Genomic DNA, 15,239 nt, shown 5'->3' on the forward strand with positions numbered 1-15,239 from the left:
GAGTTACACCGATCAGCTCTTGGGCTGGCGGGGGCGCTTGGCAGGTGCCTTCTCGGGGCTGATCCGGTAGACGAGTCGGGATCGTGCGGCGGCGGTGTGCAACTCCTCGCAGATCAGCGGCCGGTCATCGGTGCCGTAGGTGACGCGGTAGGTGATCAGGATCGGGCTGGCGTCCGTGAGCCCGAGGACTTCGCGTTCGTCCGGTAGCGGGGTCCGCGCGGTGACGTACTCCTGCCACGTGAGGGCGTGACCGGCCTTGGCAAGGTGGGCGTATAGGTCAGCGATGGGGGCGTCTGGAGTCTCGGCCAAGGCGGGGGCCTCTGAGGCCACATCAAGGGGGATGATCACGCGGTGTGAGATGCGGGCACCGGTACCTGGATCGGTCATCAGGTGATCGGCGCTAAAGGCGTCCTCCGCATCCTCCTCGCGCCGCTGCAAGAGTTCCGCATGGGTTCCAAGGATGTGCACGCGCGTCACACCTGGCTTCTCCTTCTCCACCAGCTCAGGGACTCCGTAGCGCTTGCCGGACTGACTGATTGTCCTGGCAAGAGCTGAGGTGGGCGCGGTCTTCGGCCGGACGAAAGTTCCCCTGCCGTGACGGCTCTCCACCAGTCCCATGTTGCGCAGCTCGGCGACTGCGGATCGCGCGGTGGGGCGGCTGATCCCGTACGCCTTCATGAGTTCAGTCTCGCTGGGGAGTTGGCTGCCTGCCTCGTAGTCACCCTCCTTGATGGCCTGCGCTAGCTGGTCGGCGACCTGCATATAAATCGCGTTGTGACGGATGATCTCGCGCGGCATTGGTAGCTCCTGTGATCCGCATCAGTTGTCAGTGGTACGTGGTATAGGCAGCAGACGGTCACTCGTCAGGATAAGGGGTTGCCTACCACCGTCAAGGTGGCGCATGCTCTCTACTTATTAGGACGAGAGGCGCGCAGACGAGAAGCGCGCCAAGCGTCTCGGTGCTTGGAAGGGAGCAAGTCATGCAGCAAATGCCCATTGACGTGGGGCGACTCGGGACGTGCATGTGCGTCGTACCGCCTGAGGTTCGCGTGAACCCGGAGACCGGTGAGGTCCGCAAGGACAGGGACGGCAACACCGTGTACGTAGTCGGCGTCTCCGTCCGCCAGCGTGACCGGCGGCGCGCGGACGTGATCGAGATTGCCGTACCGGTCGAGCCGCGGGGTGTCCAAGAGGGCGTCCCGGTGCACGTGGCGGACCTGGTGGCTTCGGCCTGGCAGATCGGCGACCGGCACGGCGTCTCGTTCCGGGCGTCCGGGATCACACCGGCCGGTCCGCCTGGTGGCGGTGCTGGCAACGCTGGGCCGGCTAGGACCAAGTCGGCCGGGGGTGACTCCTGATGGCCATGAAGGACGTGGATGTTCTCGACGCCAAGCGGGTCACCACGCATCTGAGGGTGCTGAGCGGGGTTGAGCAACTCCTTGAGGTGGTGACGGACATCGCCACCGTGGTGTGGCTGTTGCAGCTCGCCGAGCGAAACGGCGAGTTGGCGGCCTTCCACGCACGGCGGGTGCTCGCCCATCTGGAAGACGAAGGAAAGGAGGGGACGTAATGGTGTGGTCGCTGGTCGTATGGCTGGCCTCGGCCGCGCTGATCCTCGGCGTCCTCACCCAGCAATGGTGGGAGCCGTGGGCGCTGAAGAAGGGGTTCAACTGGCGGTCGCTGCCGATCCGCTGGTACCTGGTCGGGTTCCCGGCCACTGCGATTCGGATGCGGTGGCGCTGGAAGCAGGTATGCCTGATCAACGACCTGTCCATCAGCCGCAAGCCGGCACGGGCGGTCGTCGGGGACTTGGCCGTCAGGGGCACCGCGCTAAAGCCAGTCGCGCCGCGCCTGGGGATTCCTCGGGCCACGCGACGGGGCCTGGTGGTGCGAGTGCGCCTGAACCCTGGGCAAACTCCGGGGCCGTTCCTGGCGGCATCTGAGGCGCTGGAACATGCCTGGCGGGTGCACCGGGTGCGGGTCACGAGCCCTCGTCGCGGGGAGCTGATCGTGACTGTCACGGCCGGAGACTCCCTGCGGGGGAAGACGGAGGCGGCCGCGCTGCCTCCCCTCCCTCTGCTGGCTGCTCGGGTCGGCAAGATCGAAGATGGCGGCGCCTGGGAACTCAACCTGCGGCGCATTCCGCACTGGCTCGTGGTCGGCGCGACCCGATCGGGCAAGTCCACCTTGCTGGCGTCCTGGGTATGCCGCCTGGCGCCTCAGCCGGTAGCCCTGGTGGGCATCGACTGCAAAGGCGGCATGGAGCTGGGTCTGTTCGAGCCCCGTCTGTCGGCGCTCGCCTGCAACCGGTCCGAAGCTGTCGGCTTGCTGGGCGCCCTGGTGACGGAGATCGAAAACCGGATGGCTATCTGCCGGGCGGCGCACGTGCGCTCGGTGTGGGAGCTGCCCGAGCCAGAGCGGCCCGTGCCCGTCGTGGTCCTGGTCGACGAGATCGCAGAGCTGTACCTGTCGGACGGCTCCCGCGTCTCCCGTGACGAAGCGGCCCAGTGCTCCACGCTGCTTCTGCGTCTCGCGCAGCTCGGGGCCGGCCTTGGGCTCCACCTGATCGTGGCCGGACAGCGGGTCGGCTCCGACCTGGGGCCGGGCGTAACGGCTCTGCGGGCGCAGCTCTCGGGCCGGATCGCACACCGCGTGAACGACTCAGCGACGGCGGAAATGGCACTGGGCGACCTGTCGCCGGATGCCGTCGCCGTAGCGCAGCTGATCAGTGAGGCGGAACAGGGAGTTGCCGTGACCACGGTCGGCGGGCGCTGGATGCGTGCTCGCTCGGAGCTGGTCACGACAGATCAGGCCCGTGCCCATGCAGCCGAGCATGCGTCCCGGACCCCGTCGATGCCCGCGCTGACGGCAGCCATAGCGGAAGGAGGGAAAGCGGCATGACACAAGGGCAGATCTACGGGTTCGTGACGTTCCTCGCGATCGTCGTTGTGATGTTGGTCCGGTCCGGCGAAGTGCGAGCGTGGCAGGCCATCTGCATGAGCCTGATGGGCTTCTACCTCGCCCTGACGCCGCTGGCTCACATCGTGGTGTGGGTCGTCAACCTGATCGCCAAGGCATTCGGCTGACACCACCTCCGCCCGCCCGCTCCTGCCTGAGGCCACAAGTCCCCGGCGCGATGCGGGCGGGCGGATCCCATTTCGGGCTACCTGCTCAGCCGACATCTGCTCGGCGTGAAACCCCCTGGACAAGTGCGGGCCTCCGTCCGCATCAGGGTCAATTCCTCTGCTTTCTAAGGAACTTCGGAACTGGGCTGTTTCGGCCCGGGAAAGGTCCCCCATGCGTCACCTGATCACTCGTGGCAATCCCTTCACCGACGACAATGCCCGTCGCGACGCTCTCGCTCTGGATCAGCGCATGCGCTCTCTGTCCGCCATCGAACGCGACATGGTGCGCCTGGTGGCCGACCCTGGCTTCGGCCGCTGGCTGGAACAGATCCGCAACGTGGGCGGCTGCGCTCACCCGATCTACCTGTCCGGCCACACAACCGTCAGAGACGGGGCCTCGGGGGAGGTGCTGCGGCACTTCGATACTGAGGGCGAACCGGGGGGCCGGCTAGCAGTCCGCTGCCGAAACCGCAGGGAGACACGGTGCGCACCGTGCTCACGCCTGCACGCTGGAGATACGTTTCACCTCGTCCGCTCCGGCTTGAGCGGCGGCAAAGGCACGCCTGAGGTCGTTCGGGATCACCCGCGGCTCTTCGTCACCCTCACTGCCCCTTCGTTCGGGCAGGTGCATCACCTCACCGAGGGAGGGCAGCCGTGCCTGCCTCGACGTGGGGGCGGCGTCTGTGAGCATGGGCGCTCGATCGGCTGTCGCCTGGTGCACGCGGCGGATGACTCTCTTGTGGGACAGCCTCTGTGCCCTGGCTGCTACGACTACGCCGGACACGTGCTCTGGCACGCTCATGCCGGGGCGCTCTGGAATAGGTTCTGCGATCGCGTCCGGCGCCTCTTGGCCACCTCGGTGGGCATCGCGCAGAGTCGCCTGCGCCATCACGTCCGGCTGTCCTTTGCCAAGGTCGCCGAATATCAACAGCGGGCGGCGGTCCACTTCCACGCGGTTGTTCGCCTCGACGGTCCGACCGGCCCTGACGCGGCTCCGCCGGACTGGGCGACTGCGGCGCGTCTGGAAACGGCTATTCGCGAGGCTGCGGCCACGGTCACGATGTCGGCCCCGTACTCCTCCGCCGTTGGAGAGTGGACCGCCAGATTTGGCGCTGAGCTGGACGTTGCGCCGATCAGGTCGTTCGGTGATGACGCCCCCGTGACTGATGACCGGGTCGCTGCCTACGTCGCAAAGTACGTCGGCAAGTCGGTTGCTCAGGCAGGCGGATCAGACAGCCGGCTTAGCTCTGCCGCTGAGATCCCGTATGCGGGCGCCACAGTCCATATGCGGGCGCTCATGGGTATGTGCTGGCGCCTCGGCGGCCTGCGGGAACTGGAGGGCCTGAGACTCCGGGCATGGGCTCACACCCTCGGCTATCGCGGTCACGTGCTCACCAAATCCCGTCGCTACTCGACCACTTACGGGGAGCTGCGAGCGGCACGAGCCGAACACCTGTGGGACTCCTCCGATGAGGTCCTGCACGACTTGGGCGACGGCACGGTGACGGAGTCGGCATGGCGGTACGTCGGTTCCGGCCACACACCCGCTGAAGCAGAGATAGCCACGGGCATCGCTGAGGATCAGGAGCAGCTGAGAGAGATCGCACGGGAAATACGGGATCGGGACAGGAGGGCTGATGGCTGACGAGACCAGAAATCTGCCCTCAGTTGACCAGTCCTTGATTTTCACCACGGATGATGTCGACGCGGCTATAGAGAGGTGGGCGGAAGCACAGGCAAAAGCTGCTCCTCGCCTAAACGAGGAGCAGCTAGAGATTCTGCGTGAGCTATTTGGCTGACTTGGCCTTGTAGATGGGCTCCAATAGTTCCGGATCGAACTGCGCGCTTTTCGCGCGGCCTTTCGGTAGGGGATGAACGATTACGGCAGAGAGCACCGTTGCTACGGCCTTACGCTTCTGCCGCATGTCGTATTCGTTATGCCATTTCTCTTCGCTGAATCCAGACAGGAAGTTCTGCGCTGCTTGCTCTGCGTAGAACTTCTTTCTGTCCAATTCGGATTCTGAGATCTGTGTATCATTGGCGTCTTTGAATTCAAGGTACTCGGCCAGAGAGAAGATTCCTGACTTATAGCTCTCTTTGATCTCCTGTCGGCGCGCACGGAGTTTGGCTAGGGAATCCTCCCCGTACCACTTCTTATCTTCCGGTTCGGTCGCCGAGTACTGCGCCGTGAGCACCTTGATTACTACGATCTCGATGGCCTTATCGACCAGATCGGCGCGCCTGCTGACGCGATTGCAATTGGGGTCCCCGCACCTGTAGCGCTCGTGCTTGTTAGTGCCGCTTGGGCCCATGCCTTTCATTTTTGCTCCGCATAGATTCCCGTCGTCATCGATGTATCCGCATCGGAGAATGTTCGTGAGAAGGAATCGGCGGGTTGCGTCGGCCAGTTCGCGGTAGTTCTTCTTACCCTGCGTTTTTACCTTTTGGCGGTAGCGGGTGTATGCGGTCTCGCTCCCGTCCAAGTTGAACCACGTACTGCATCGCCCAATGAGCTTGTGCCATTCCTCAGGCGTGCAGATGGTCTCCCAGTCGCCCACCTTGGGATCTCCGGTTTCCCGGTCAAGGATCAATTCTCCGTGCAGCATTCGATACCCGCAAAGGGCAGGGTTGGTGAGCATGTACTGAATTGGGGTTGTCGCCCACTTTCCTCCCCGGACTGGAGTCGATCCGCTTTTCCCGAAGTGGCGTACGATCGTTGCCCAACTCTTACCCTTTAGTGCGAGCTCCACGGCTTCGCGTAGAACCTTGGATTCTTCGGGGTGCAGGTACTTATTCGTCGGGCGGCCTAGCTTCTTGTCGGCGCCTTTCCAGCCAAATCGTCGGCGGCCTGTGGGGGAACCCTCTAAGGCGTGGTCTCGCGCGTTGCGAGTCACCCGACGCTTAACCTTCTTCACTTCCCTTTCTCCCATTGCGGAAGTCAGGAGCCCTCGCAAAATCTCCGAGTCGCCGTGTACGTCCAGAACGGTATTGGTGTCGCTAACGCCGTAGATTCCGGAATCATCTACCGTCAAGGCGCGATGCAGTTTCAGGTAGTCTTCGGGTAGTCGGACGACTCGCTCTTCTTCAACAACGAAGAGGCCGCAAACCGTAATGCCCTCCTCGGTGCGTCGCGCGCGCAAGTCACGCACCAATCGCAGGAATGCGGGACGTTCGATGTCCGGGTCGGCTGCTGTGATGTTGTTATCCGTGTAACGGTAGACAATTGCGCAATTGTGCTTGGCGGCGAATTCTTCGTTATTGGCATGCTGGCGGGCAACGCCAATTTCTTCGCGGCGATCCTGGGTGATGCGCGCGTACGAGCAACATGGGGTCCGCTCATCTAGCCAGTCCTCAAGGGTCTTCCCCCCGGCAAGTGCCCGTTTGAGATCGGGATGCATGTGCCACTTGGACGACGTCGCCACGACTGCTAACCTCTCGTCAGATCCTCAAGTACCTAAGCAACAGTACTGAGTCAGTTACATGGTGCCGTTCGTCGCCGCGGGCGGCCTGCTCATCGCGCTCGCCTTCGCCATCGGTGGCTACACGATCAACAAGGCCCCGCCCGTCGCCGAGCACTTCCTCTGGACCGAGTCCGCCAGCTGGGCGGCGTTGCTCTTCCAGATAGGCAGCGTCGCGTTCGGCTTCCTCGTCCCGGTCCTGGCGGGCTTCATCGCGTACGGCATGGCGGACCGGCCGGGCCTGGTCCCGGGCTTCGTCGGCGGCGCCATCGCGCTCACCATCAACGCGGGCTTCCTCGGCGGCCTGATCGCCGGCCTGCTCGCGGGCGCCGTGGTGATGGCGATTCAGCGGGTCCGTATCCCACCGGTGCTGCGCGGCATCATGCCGGTGGTGGTCATCCCGCTCATCTCGTCGGCGATCGTCGGCTTCCTGATGTTCCTCGTGATCGGCAAGCCGATCGCCGCACTGCAAAAGGGGCTGACGGACTGGCTGTCCGGTCTCACCGGCGCCAACGCGATCATCCTGGGCGCGATCCTCGGCCTGATGATGTGCTTCGACCTCGGCGGCCCGCTCAACAAGGTGGCGTACGCCTTCGCGGTCGGCGGCCTCGCCAACCCCAACGAGGGCAGCCTCAAGGTCATGGCCGCGGTGATGGCGGCCGGCATGGTCCCGCCGCTGGCGATGGCGCTGGCCACCACTGTCCGGGGCCGGCTCTTCACCAAGGCCGAGCGGGAGAACGGCAAGGCGGCCTGGGTGCTCGGCGCCTCCTTCATCACCGAGGGCGCGATCCCCTTCGCCGCCGCCGACCCCCTGCGCGTCATCCCCTCCGCGATGACCGGCGGCGCGGTCACCGGAGCCCTGTCTATGGCCTTCGGCTGCACCCTCCGCGCCCCACACGGCGGCATCTTCGTCGTCCCCCTGATCGGCCAGCCCTTCCTCTACCTCCTCGCCATCGCCGCGGGCGTAGGCGTCAGCACGGCCTTGGTCGTCCTGCTCAAGGGGCTGCGGAAGCCGTCGCCCACCCACGCGGCGGCCGCACCGGCCGACGAAGGGGCAGGGGTTCCGGCCGCAGCCTGATCCCTGCCACTTCCCTCTTCCGTTTCCCTGCCCGAGCCCCTCGTGGACCACTACCGTGCGTATTCCGGCCCCTACGGGAATGGGCCCGGAATTGAGCGCGAATGCCGCTTGTGGGCGGTGCTTCGTCGCCACGCACCGTTAGTTCCACACCTTCCACGGAGGAGGTCGCCATGCCGCCGAGGCGAGCGGTCACCGGTCGCAGCCAGGAGCCGCGCCAGCGCTACGTAGAAGAGCTGCGATTACTACGGGCCGAGAAGGGCGACAGTCTCCGGCAGCTCGGTGACGTGCTGGGCTGGGACTGGTCGCTGTTCGGCAAGATGGAGAAGGGCGAGACGCTCGGCGGCCCGGAGGTCGCGCAGGCCTTGGACCAGCATTACGGGACGGCTGGACTTCTGCTGACGCTGTGGGAGTTGGCGGCGGGGGATCCTACGCAGTTCCGGGAGCGGTATCGGCGGTACATGACGCTGGAATCGGAAGCGTTGAGCATCTGGCACTACGGAGTGAGCACCGTTCACGGGCTGCTCCAGACACCGAGTTACGCACACGAACTGCTGTTGGCCGGTGGCCTCAGCGGAGCACAACTGGCCCGGCAGGTCGAAGCACGCAAAGGACGTCGGGCGCTGCTGGACGGTGATGACACGCCACGGTTCCGCACGATCCTTTCCGAGGCTGTGCTACGCACACCGTTGGCGGATGCCGCGGAGTGGAGGAAGCAGCTTGAACTCCTCCTGGACATGAGCGATCGGCCGAACGTGATGGTTCAGGTCGTTCGACACGCGGTCGGACTCCATGCCCTCTCGAACACCGACACCACGTTCCTGCGACTCCCGGACGGCCGCACCGTGGCATGGGTGGAGACCGGATATTCCGGCGAACTTGTCGAGGAAACAGCAGCAGCCGAACGACTTCAGCTCAGCTACGATCTGGTCCGTGACCTAGCCCTATCCCCGGTTGAATCACGGAAGTTCATCAGCCAGCTGTTGGAGGAAGTCTCGTGCGAGCCATCGACCTGAGCACCGTCACCTGGCGCAAGAGTTCATACAGCAACCAGGACGGCGGCGCCTGCATCGAGGTCTCCGACGACCTCCTGACCACCGTCACCTGGCGCAAGTCCAGCTACAGCAACCAGGACGGGGGTAACTGCGTCGAGGTGGCCGACGGCCTCCCCGTCGTCCCCGTGCGCGACAGCAAGGCTCCCCACGGTCCCGCCCTGCTCTTCGGGGCGCCCGCCTGGGCATCCTTCGTCACCGTCGTGAAGAGCGGCGAACTTTCCGGCGCCTGACGCCCCGGTCTCAGGAGACCGGCCCGAAGATCACGACGGCGGCGGCCGCCCCCAGCACGGGGCCGGTCGCCGCCGTCGTGTGCGTTCCGTTGATTCGTGCGGCCGGGACGGGCCCCGGTCAGTATCGGCCTGGGCATTGAGGGCAACATCGTCAAGGACATGGACGCAGCGATCAATGGCGACCCCAACGCGGACGAGGAAAAGGACAAGCCCGGCGCCGCTGCCGATGCGCGCGGGCATGCCGGAGAGGGCACGAAGAAGATGAAGGAATCCCCGGACACGGACAAGTTCGGAGCGTTCGGATGACGGGCGAGCAGCCGTCCGAAGTGACCTTGTCCAAGCCGGCCCGGCCCGGCGGCCAGGAGCAGCCGGTTCCGGCCGGTGCACGCAGCGGCCGGTGGGTGACCGTGGCCGCGCCCCTCGCGCTGGTGGCGCTCACCGCGGCATGGCTGTTTCTCGGGGCCGGGGAAGTGCGGACGGTCGCCGTCTGGTTTGCCTTCGGGGTGCTGGTGCTGTGCCTGGGTGCCGTCGGGGTGAGTGTGTTCCGTGCCGGCGCGGCTCGGGACCACACCTACGCACGGGCGGTGCGGGCCGCCTCGTCGGCACCGGGAGGTGAAACCGCCGCCCTCCCGGCACGGCTGCACGGCACGCCCTGGCCGTCGGTCCGTGCCGTCGGCCTGCTCGTCGGACTGCCGACGCTGGTGTGCCTGTGGGCCGCGCTCGCGGTGGCGGAACCGGACTCCGGTGGCCGGGCGGCGGCGTTGCGCGAAGCCGGCGCGGTCACCGGCAAACTCCGCATCACCGCCATCGAGCACGAGGTGACCGAGGGGCGCGGGCGGCAGGCGGACGCCACGGCCCAGTACACCGTCCTCCTTCCGCCGGCGAACGGGCAGCGGGGTGGCCGCGGGGTTCCGGCGAGCTTCACGGCGGACACCGAACGGCGCCAGGAGGTCGGCGGGGAGCTGTATGTCGGCTACGTCCCTGCGCACCCCGAGCTGGGGGCCGTGGGTGACGATCAACAGGCCGAGGTGGAAAGGAAGTTGGCCGGGCGGACGGTGGAAGCCGCCACGTTCTGGGTGGTCGCCGGTATCTGGATCCTGGTGACCTTGGCCGTCTGTGCAGGCTGGTGGCGGGAGGGCGTCACGCGCCGGACTGCGTGCAGCACCGGCGAGGGCTGGGTCGCCCTGCGGGTCCGCGTCACGGGCGGCGGAAAGCACACCGACGCCCCGCCGGTCGAGGGCACGGATCAGGCAGCCGTGCGCGAACGCCGGGAGAACACCCGGCAGCTGAAGTGTCTGCTGCTCGCCGTCGACGGCACGGACCGGACCATCCCCTTCCATGGCGGGCTGTCCAGCACCGTCGCGGGGACCGTCCTGGCAGGGGCATCAGGGCTGCTGATGTGGCATCCGCAGCGACGTCGGGGCAAGGACATGCTCGCCGAGCTGATCGGCGATGACGGCTGGCAGTTGCCGGGTGCGGTGCCGGCCCGTGTGGCGGAGGACATGGGGGCGGCCGCGCCGGGCCCGGACCGCGGGGCGCTCCCCGGGGCCGGGCGGCAGGTCCGCTTGCTGGACCTCGGCGCCGCCTGGTCCGCCACCGTCCCGAAGCTGTTGCTGGCCGGCCTGGTCTGCTCGTTGGTGAGCATGGGGGCGCTGCTGGCCGTGCCGGACAACGGTGTGTGGCGGCTGTGGGCCGGTGCGGCCGGTCTGCTGGCACCGCTCGCCGCCCTGTTGGTGCGGCCGTCCCGGGCGGCCCCCGACGGCGATTGACGGGTCGCACATCGGGCAGCGACCGACGGGCCGTCGCAGCAGCGGCTGACGGCTCGCCCCGGCAGCCACCGACCGACACCGGACGGGCCGTCCCTCCTGTGCGAGGGGCGGCCTTCACCATGACGGCGGCGATCCAGCGATGAGGGCCTCCCCTCCCCACGGCCCTGCATGCCCACTCACCCCAAGGTAAGTACGCACCAAAAAGTAGGTACTTGTCCCGCGCTGAGCCTCGGCCAAGACTGATGCAGCGGCCTCCGGAATCCCCCGGGCGGCCGCTGAATCATGCGCAATGAGGCGGGAGTTCGGTTCGTGTCGACGGTGAAGAAGAGTGTGGCGGTTCTCGGGCTGGGGAGCATGGGGGCGGCGCTGGCGGAGGCGCTGCTGGGGGCCGGGCATGACGTGACCGTGTGGAACAGGACGGTCGGCCGAGGCGAGGGGCTGGTGGCGCGTGGGGCGCGGCGGGCCGGGTCGGTGGCGGAGGCGGTCAGGGCGGGCGAGATCGTGCTCGTCTGCATCCTCGATTACGGCGATATCGGTCCGCTGCTGGAGCAACAGGGCGGCGGGCGGGCGGCGTTGCAGGGGCGGGTGGTGGTCAATGTGACCAACGGGTCGCCCGAGGAGGCCCGTGTGATGGCGGAGCGGGTGATGGGCCTCGGGGCCGCCTACCTCGACGGCGGGATCATGGCCGTGCCTGAGATCATCGGGAGCCCGGATGCATTCGTGCTCTACAGCGGCTCGCGGGAGGCGTTCGAGGCGCACCGGGACGTGCTGGACGCGTTCGCACGCAGTGTCTATCTGGGCGAGGACCCAGGACTCGCGCCGCTCCACGACCTTGCGCTGCTGAGCGGCATGTATGGGATGTTCGGCGGCTTTCTGCATGCGGCGGCGCTGGTGCGCTCGGCGGGCGGCTCGGTGGCGGAGTTCACCACGACGCTGCTTCAGCCGTGGCTGGGGGCGATGGCCGGCAGCCTGCCCGCGATGGCGGCGCAGATCGACTCCGGCGACTACTCCGTTACCGGGTCACCCCTCGCCATGCAGGTCGCGCACGACAGCATCGGGGAGGTCAGCCGCGCACAGGGCGTCAGCCCGGAACTCTTCGCGCCGCTGTTCGCGCTGATGGAACGGCGGGTGGCGGACGGCCACGGGAGCGAGGGGCTGGCGGGCCTGGTGGAGCTGGTGCACCCGCGCTGAGGCGGGCTCCGCGCACCTCGCGCCGAGGGCTCAGATGTCCAGTCGGGCCGCGATGCCGTCGAGGACGCTGTCCAGGCCGGTTTCGAAGCGCCACTGCGGGTCGTCCTTGTGGACGGCTTCGCGGAGGTAGCGGTGATAGGTGGGGTAGCGGCCGGTGCTCATCAGGTAGCGCATCTGCGGGCCGAGGGCGCTCCGCAGATCATCGGGGCTGTCCCAGCCCTGCTCCTGCATCAGGGAGTACTGGGCGCACTCGGCCGATACGGCCCCGTGGACAAAGGAGGCGACGGTCCCGACCACGGCCATCATCGTGTCGATGTCGAGTCCGAGGCCGTCCAGGGAGGAGAGCGCCCGCTCGGCCGTGGCCATCCGGCTGGGGGTGAGCGCGCGCAGCGCCTGCGGTGAGGAGATCTGGATGAGCCAGGGGTGGCGCAGCACGATCTCCCGGGTGCGCAGCGCGTGGGCGCGCATGACCTCGCGCCAATTCTCCAGGTCGTCGGGGAGTTGCACGTCCGCGTAGACCGCATCGGTCATCAGGTCCAGGACGTCGCCCTTGCCGGAGACATAGCGGTAGGCCGCCATGGGGGCGACGCCCAGTTCGGTGGCCAGGCGGCGCATGGTGACGGCGTCGATGCCATCGGTGTCGGCGATCCGTACGGCGGCCGCGGCGATCTTCTGCGGGGTCAGAGTGGCCCGCGGGGCCGGCGCCGGACGGTCCAGCCGCTCCCAGAGAGAGACTTCCGTCTGGTCCGTCTGGTCCGCCCGGTCCGGCGCCTTCGCTGCGGACCCGGACGGCCGCCGGCCCTCGGCGTCGGCGGTCTTCTTGCTGGCCATGGGCCCCACTTCCTTCCAGGATCCCCCCGAAGATCGCGTACAACGTATCAGGAGTAGACGATGTACACACTGCTGTGTACGTTGTACTCGCTCGATACGCCGTACACCTCAGGCCGTTCACGCCAGGGACGTACGCCTCGGCGTCGTGCACCGCGACGCCGTACACAGCAGCGGAGCGGCATGCCGGACGGCGGTATGCGCGCAGTGGGAGGGATGTGTCATGGACGGGGAGAAGCGCCTGCGGGTCGCGGTCATCGTCGGGAGTACGCGGGACGGCCGGTTCGGGCCGACGGTCGCCGCGTGGGTGGCCGAACGGATCGCCCGGCGCGGGGACATGGCCGCGGAGGTGATCGATCTCGTCGAGACGCCGGCGCCCACCGTCTTTCCCGCGTTCGGGCAGCCTCCGGCGCCCGGTACCACCGAGCTGCTCGCCGAGATCTCACCGCGGCTGGCGGCGGCCGACGCGATGGTGATCGTCACGCCCGAGTACAACCACAGCTTCCCGGCGCCCCTGAAGAACCTCATCGACTGGCACCACACCGAGTGGCAGGCCAAACCGGTCGGCTTCGTGTCCTACGGCGGGCTGTCCGGCGGGCTGCGGGCGGTGGAGCAGCTGCGTGTGGTGCTGGCGGAGCTGAACGCGATGACGGTCCGGCACACCGTCAGCTTCCACAACTACGGGGACAAGTTCGACGCGGAGGGGCGGCCGACCGACCCGGCGGCCGAGGGCGCGGCCAAGGTCATGCTCGACCAACTGTCCTGGTGGGCACGGGCATTGGCCGACGCCAAGGCCGTCCGGCCGTACGCCGCCTGACGGCGCACCGGAAGCCGCGGAGAGACGGAGCGAGGGGGCGCAGTGAAGGTGACGGACAGTACGGGGGGAGCGGTCGGCGGGACCGGCCGGGCCGAGGGGGCCGACGGGGCCGACGGGGCGGCGGGGGACGGGGGGCGGCCGCGGTCGCTGTACCTCGGCGTCTTCGGGCTGCTGCTCGGGATGTTCCTGGCGATGGTGGACGGCATGATCGTCGGGACCGCGCTGCCCACGATCGTGGGGGAGCTCGGCGGCCTGGAACAGCTGTCGTGGGTGGTGACGGCCTATCTGCTCACCACCGCCGTGGCCACACCGCTCTGGGGGAAGGCAGGCGATCTCTACGGCCGCAAGGGCACGTTCATGGCGGCGATCGTGCTCTTCCTGGCCGGGTCGATGCTGTCCGGGCTGGCACAGGACATGGGGCAGCTCATCGCGTTCCGGGCCCTGCAGGGGCTGGGCGCGGGCGGGTTGATGGTCGGGGCGCTGTCGATCATCGGGGTGCTGGTGCCGCCCCGGGACAGCGGCCGGATGCAGTCGATGATCGGCGCCATGATGCCGGTCGCGTTCATCGGGGGGCCGTTGCTGGGCGGCTTCCTCACGGATCAGCTGAGCTGGCGGTGGGCGTTCTACGTCAATGTGCCGCTCGGCGCGGTCGCGCTGGTGATCGTCGGGGTGTGCATCCGGCTGGGCCGCACCGAGCGGAGCACGGCACGGATCGACTACCCGGGCGTCCTGCTGCTGTCCGGCGCGATCCTGGCACTGACCCTGCTGGCCAGTTGGGGCGGCGTCCGCTACGGGTGGGGATCGCCGCAGATCCTCGGGCTGGCGGCGGTGGGCGTGGTGGCGCTGGCCTGGTTCGTACGGGTCGAGCGGCGGGCCGTGGAGCCGGTCATCCCGCCCCGGCTGTTCCGCAGCCGCAACTTCACCCTGGCGCAGATCCTGAGCTTTCTGGTCGGCGCGGTGATGCTCGGCGCGACCAGCTATCTGCCGCAGTACCTCCAGTTCGTACAGGGTCTGTCGCCGACGGCCGGCGGGCTGCTGTTGCTGCCGCTGATGTTCGGGATGCTCGGTGTGCAGCTCGGCACCGGGGCCCTGATCAGCCGTAACGGCCGCTACCGGATCTATCCGATCCTGGGCGGCGGGGTGCTGACCGCGGGTGTGCTGCTCCTGTTGCTGCTCGGTACGGACACCGCGACGGCCCTGGCCTCCGCGCTCACCGTCGTCGCGGGCATGGGCATCGGGTTCGTCATGCAGAGCACCATGATCATCACCATGAACAGCGCCGCACCACGGGACATGGGCGCCGCCAGCGGCACGGTCACCCTGCTGCGTACGGTCGGCGGCTCGCTCGGTGTCGCCCTGCTGGGCGCCGTCTTCACCGGGCGGCTGCACAGCGGGCTCGCCGACCGGGTGGGGGAGGCCACCGCGGACCGGCTGACGGCGGGCGCCGGACAGCTGACGCCACAGGTGCTGGACGGGGTGGCCGCACCGGTACGGGCCGCCTACCGGGCGGCGGTCACCAGCGGGCTGCACGGGGTGCTCATCGGCGCCGCGGTGCTGGCCGCGCTCGGCTTCGCGGCAGCCTGGTTCGTACGGGAGGTGCCGCTGCGGACGACGGTGGGCCCGGCGGAGGCGGACTGACCGCCCGGCCCCGTACGGACAAATGGGGAGCGGGGGCCCGTACGGAGAAGGCG

General features: G+C 67.8%; 16 protein-coding genes and 1 pseudogene. 14 read left to right on the forward strand and 3 right to left on the reverse strand.

Features of this window, described 5'->3' with window-relative positions:
* Positions 1 to 12 precede the first annotated feature (12 nt).
* The gene (locus tag ACZ4XD_RS10195) at positions 13 to 798 is read right to left on the reverse strand and encodes a GntR family transcriptional regulator (protein ID WP_468040173.1); all 786 of its coding nucleotides are present in this window, start codon (positions 796 to 798) and stop codon (positions 13 to 15) included.
* A gap of 191 nt (positions 799 to 989) precedes the next feature.
* On the opposite strand from ACZ4XD_RS10195, the gene ACZ4XD_RS10200 reads away from it, so the two are divergent.
* The 6 genes from ACZ4XD_RS10200 (at position 990) to ACZ4XD_RS10225 (ending at position 4,924) form a co-directional block, all read left to right on the forward strand.
* Positions 990 to 1,358: an SCO3933 family regulatory protein gene (locus ACZ4XD_RS10200; RefSeq protein ID WP_468040424.1), complete on the forward strand. Its 369-nt coding sequence runs from the start codon at positions 990 to 992 to the stop codon at positions 1,356 to 1,358.
* A complete protein-coding gene (locus tag ACZ4XD_RS10205) occupies positions 1,358 to 1,570 on the forward strand; it encodes a hypothetical protein (protein ID WP_432143085.1) in 213 nt (70 codons plus the stop codon). Before ACZ4XD_RS10200 ends, ACZ4XD_RS10205 begins: the two co-directional genes overlap by 1 nt.
* The gene (locus ACZ4XD_RS10210) at positions 1,570 to 2,901 is read left to right on the forward strand and encodes an FtsK/SpoIIIE domain-containing protein (protein ID WP_468040176.1); all 1,332 of its coding nucleotides are present in this window, start codon (positions 1,570 to 1,572) and stop codon (positions 2,899 to 2,901) included. The genes ACZ4XD_RS10205 and ACZ4XD_RS10210 overlap by 1 nt, the downstream gene beginning before the upstream one ends.
* Complete coding sequence (locus ACZ4XD_RS10215; RefSeq protein WP_423677841.1) at positions 2,898 to 3,086, forward strand: hypothetical protein; 189 nt, start codon at positions 2,898 to 2,900, stop codon at positions 3,084 to 3,086. The genes ACZ4XD_RS10210 and ACZ4XD_RS10215 overlap by 4 nt, the downstream gene beginning before the upstream one ends.
* Before the next feature lie 211 nt (positions 3,087 to 3,297).
* Entirely contained in the window at positions 3,298 to 4,770 is a 1,473-nt protein-coding gene (locus ACZ4XD_RS10220) for a replication initiator (RefSeq protein WP_468040178.1), read from the forward strand.
* The gene (locus ACZ4XD_RS10225; RefSeq protein WP_468040180.1) at positions 4,763 to 4,924 is read left to right on the forward strand and encodes a hypothetical protein; all 162 of its coding nucleotides are present in this window, start codon (positions 4,763 to 4,765) and stop codon (positions 4,922 to 4,924) included. The genes ACZ4XD_RS10220 and ACZ4XD_RS10225 overlap by 8 nt, the downstream gene beginning before the upstream one ends.
* Here ACZ4XD_RS10225 and ACZ4XD_RS10230 read toward each other — a convergent pair.
* Complete coding sequence (locus ACZ4XD_RS10230; protein ID WP_468040182.1) at positions 4,913 to 6,547, reverse strand: recombinase family protein; 1,635 nt, start codon at positions 6,545 to 6,547, stop codon at positions 4,913 to 4,915. The two genes, ACZ4XD_RS10225 and ACZ4XD_RS10230, sit on opposite strands and share 12 nt — an antisense overlap.
* Before the next feature lie 49 nt (positions 6,548 to 6,596).
* On the opposite strand from ACZ4XD_RS10230, the pseudogene ACZ4XD_RS10235 reads away from it, so the two are divergent.
* The 6 genes and pseudogenes from ACZ4XD_RS10235 to ACZ4XD_RS10260 all read left to right on the forward strand — a co-directional run.
* A pseudogene (locus ACZ4XD_RS10235) lies at positions 6,597 to 7,661 on the forward strand (PTS fructose transporter subunit IIC); the annotation flags it as partial.
* Between the two features lie 170 nt (positions 7,662 to 7,831).
* Positions 7,832 to 8,674, forward strand: coding sequence for a DUF5753 domain-containing protein (locus ACZ4XD_RS10240; protein ID WP_468040184.1), 843 nt, complete (start codon positions 7,832 to 7,834; stop codon positions 8,672 to 8,674).
* Complete coding sequence (locus ACZ4XD_RS10245) at positions 8,656 to 8,943, forward strand: DUF397 domain-containing protein (RefSeq protein ID WP_468040186.1); 288 nt, start codon at positions 8,656 to 8,658, stop codon at positions 8,941 to 8,943. Before ACZ4XD_RS10240 ends, ACZ4XD_RS10245 begins: the two co-directional genes overlap by 19 nt.
* Positions 8,944 to 9,102: 159 nt before the next feature.
* Positions 9,103 to 9,249 (forward strand): hypothetical protein, encoded by a 147-nt coding sequence (locus tag ACZ4XD_RS10250; protein ID WP_468040188.1) that lies wholly within the window; start codon positions 9,103 to 9,105, stop codon positions 9,247 to 9,249.
* Entirely contained in the window at positions 9,246 to 10,712 is a 1,467-nt protein-coding gene (locus ACZ4XD_RS10255) for a hypothetical protein (protein ID WP_468040190.1), read from the forward strand. Before ACZ4XD_RS10250 ends, ACZ4XD_RS10255 begins: the two co-directional genes overlap by 4 nt.
* A 282-nt stretch (positions 10,713 to 10,994) precedes the next feature.
* The gene (locus tag ACZ4XD_RS10260; RefSeq protein ID WP_468040192.1) at positions 10,995 to 11,903 is read left to right on the forward strand and encodes an NAD(P)-dependent oxidoreductase; all 909 of its coding nucleotides are present in this window, start codon (positions 10,995 to 10,997) and stop codon (positions 11,901 to 11,903) included.
* A gap of 30 nt (positions 11,904 to 11,933) precedes the next feature.
* Here the strand turns inward: ACZ4XD_RS10260 and ACZ4XD_RS10265 are convergent, their stop codons facing one another.
* Positions 11,934 to 12,734, reverse strand: a complete 801-nt coding sequence (locus tag ACZ4XD_RS10265; protein ID WP_468040195.1) for a TetR/AcrR family transcriptional regulator — start codon at positions 12,732 to 12,734, stop codon at positions 11,934 to 11,936.
* 220 nt (positions 12,735 to 12,954) lie between these two features.
* Here ACZ4XD_RS10265 and ACZ4XD_RS10270 point away from each other — a divergent pair, with 220 nt between their 5' ends.
* Together ACZ4XD_RS10270 and ACZ4XD_RS10275 are read left to right on the forward strand one after the other, a co-directional pair.
* On the forward strand, positions 12,955 to 13,548 hold the full coding sequence (locus ACZ4XD_RS10270) for an NADPH-dependent FMN reductase (RefSeq protein WP_468040197.1): 594 nt from the start codon (positions 12,955 to 12,957) through the stop codon (positions 13,546 to 13,548).
* 48 nt (positions 13,549 to 13,596) lie between these two features.
* Positions 13,597 to 15,186 carry an MDR family MFS transporter gene (locus ACZ4XD_RS10275; RefSeq protein ID WP_468040199.1) on the forward strand — a complete coding sequence of 530 codons (1,590 nt, stop codon included), beginning with the start codon at positions 13,597 to 13,599 and terminating at the stop codon, positions 15,184 to 15,186.
* Positions 15,187 to 15,239 lie beyond the last annotated feature (53 nt).

The organism is Streptomyces sp. NPDC029466 (assembly GCF_055574515.1).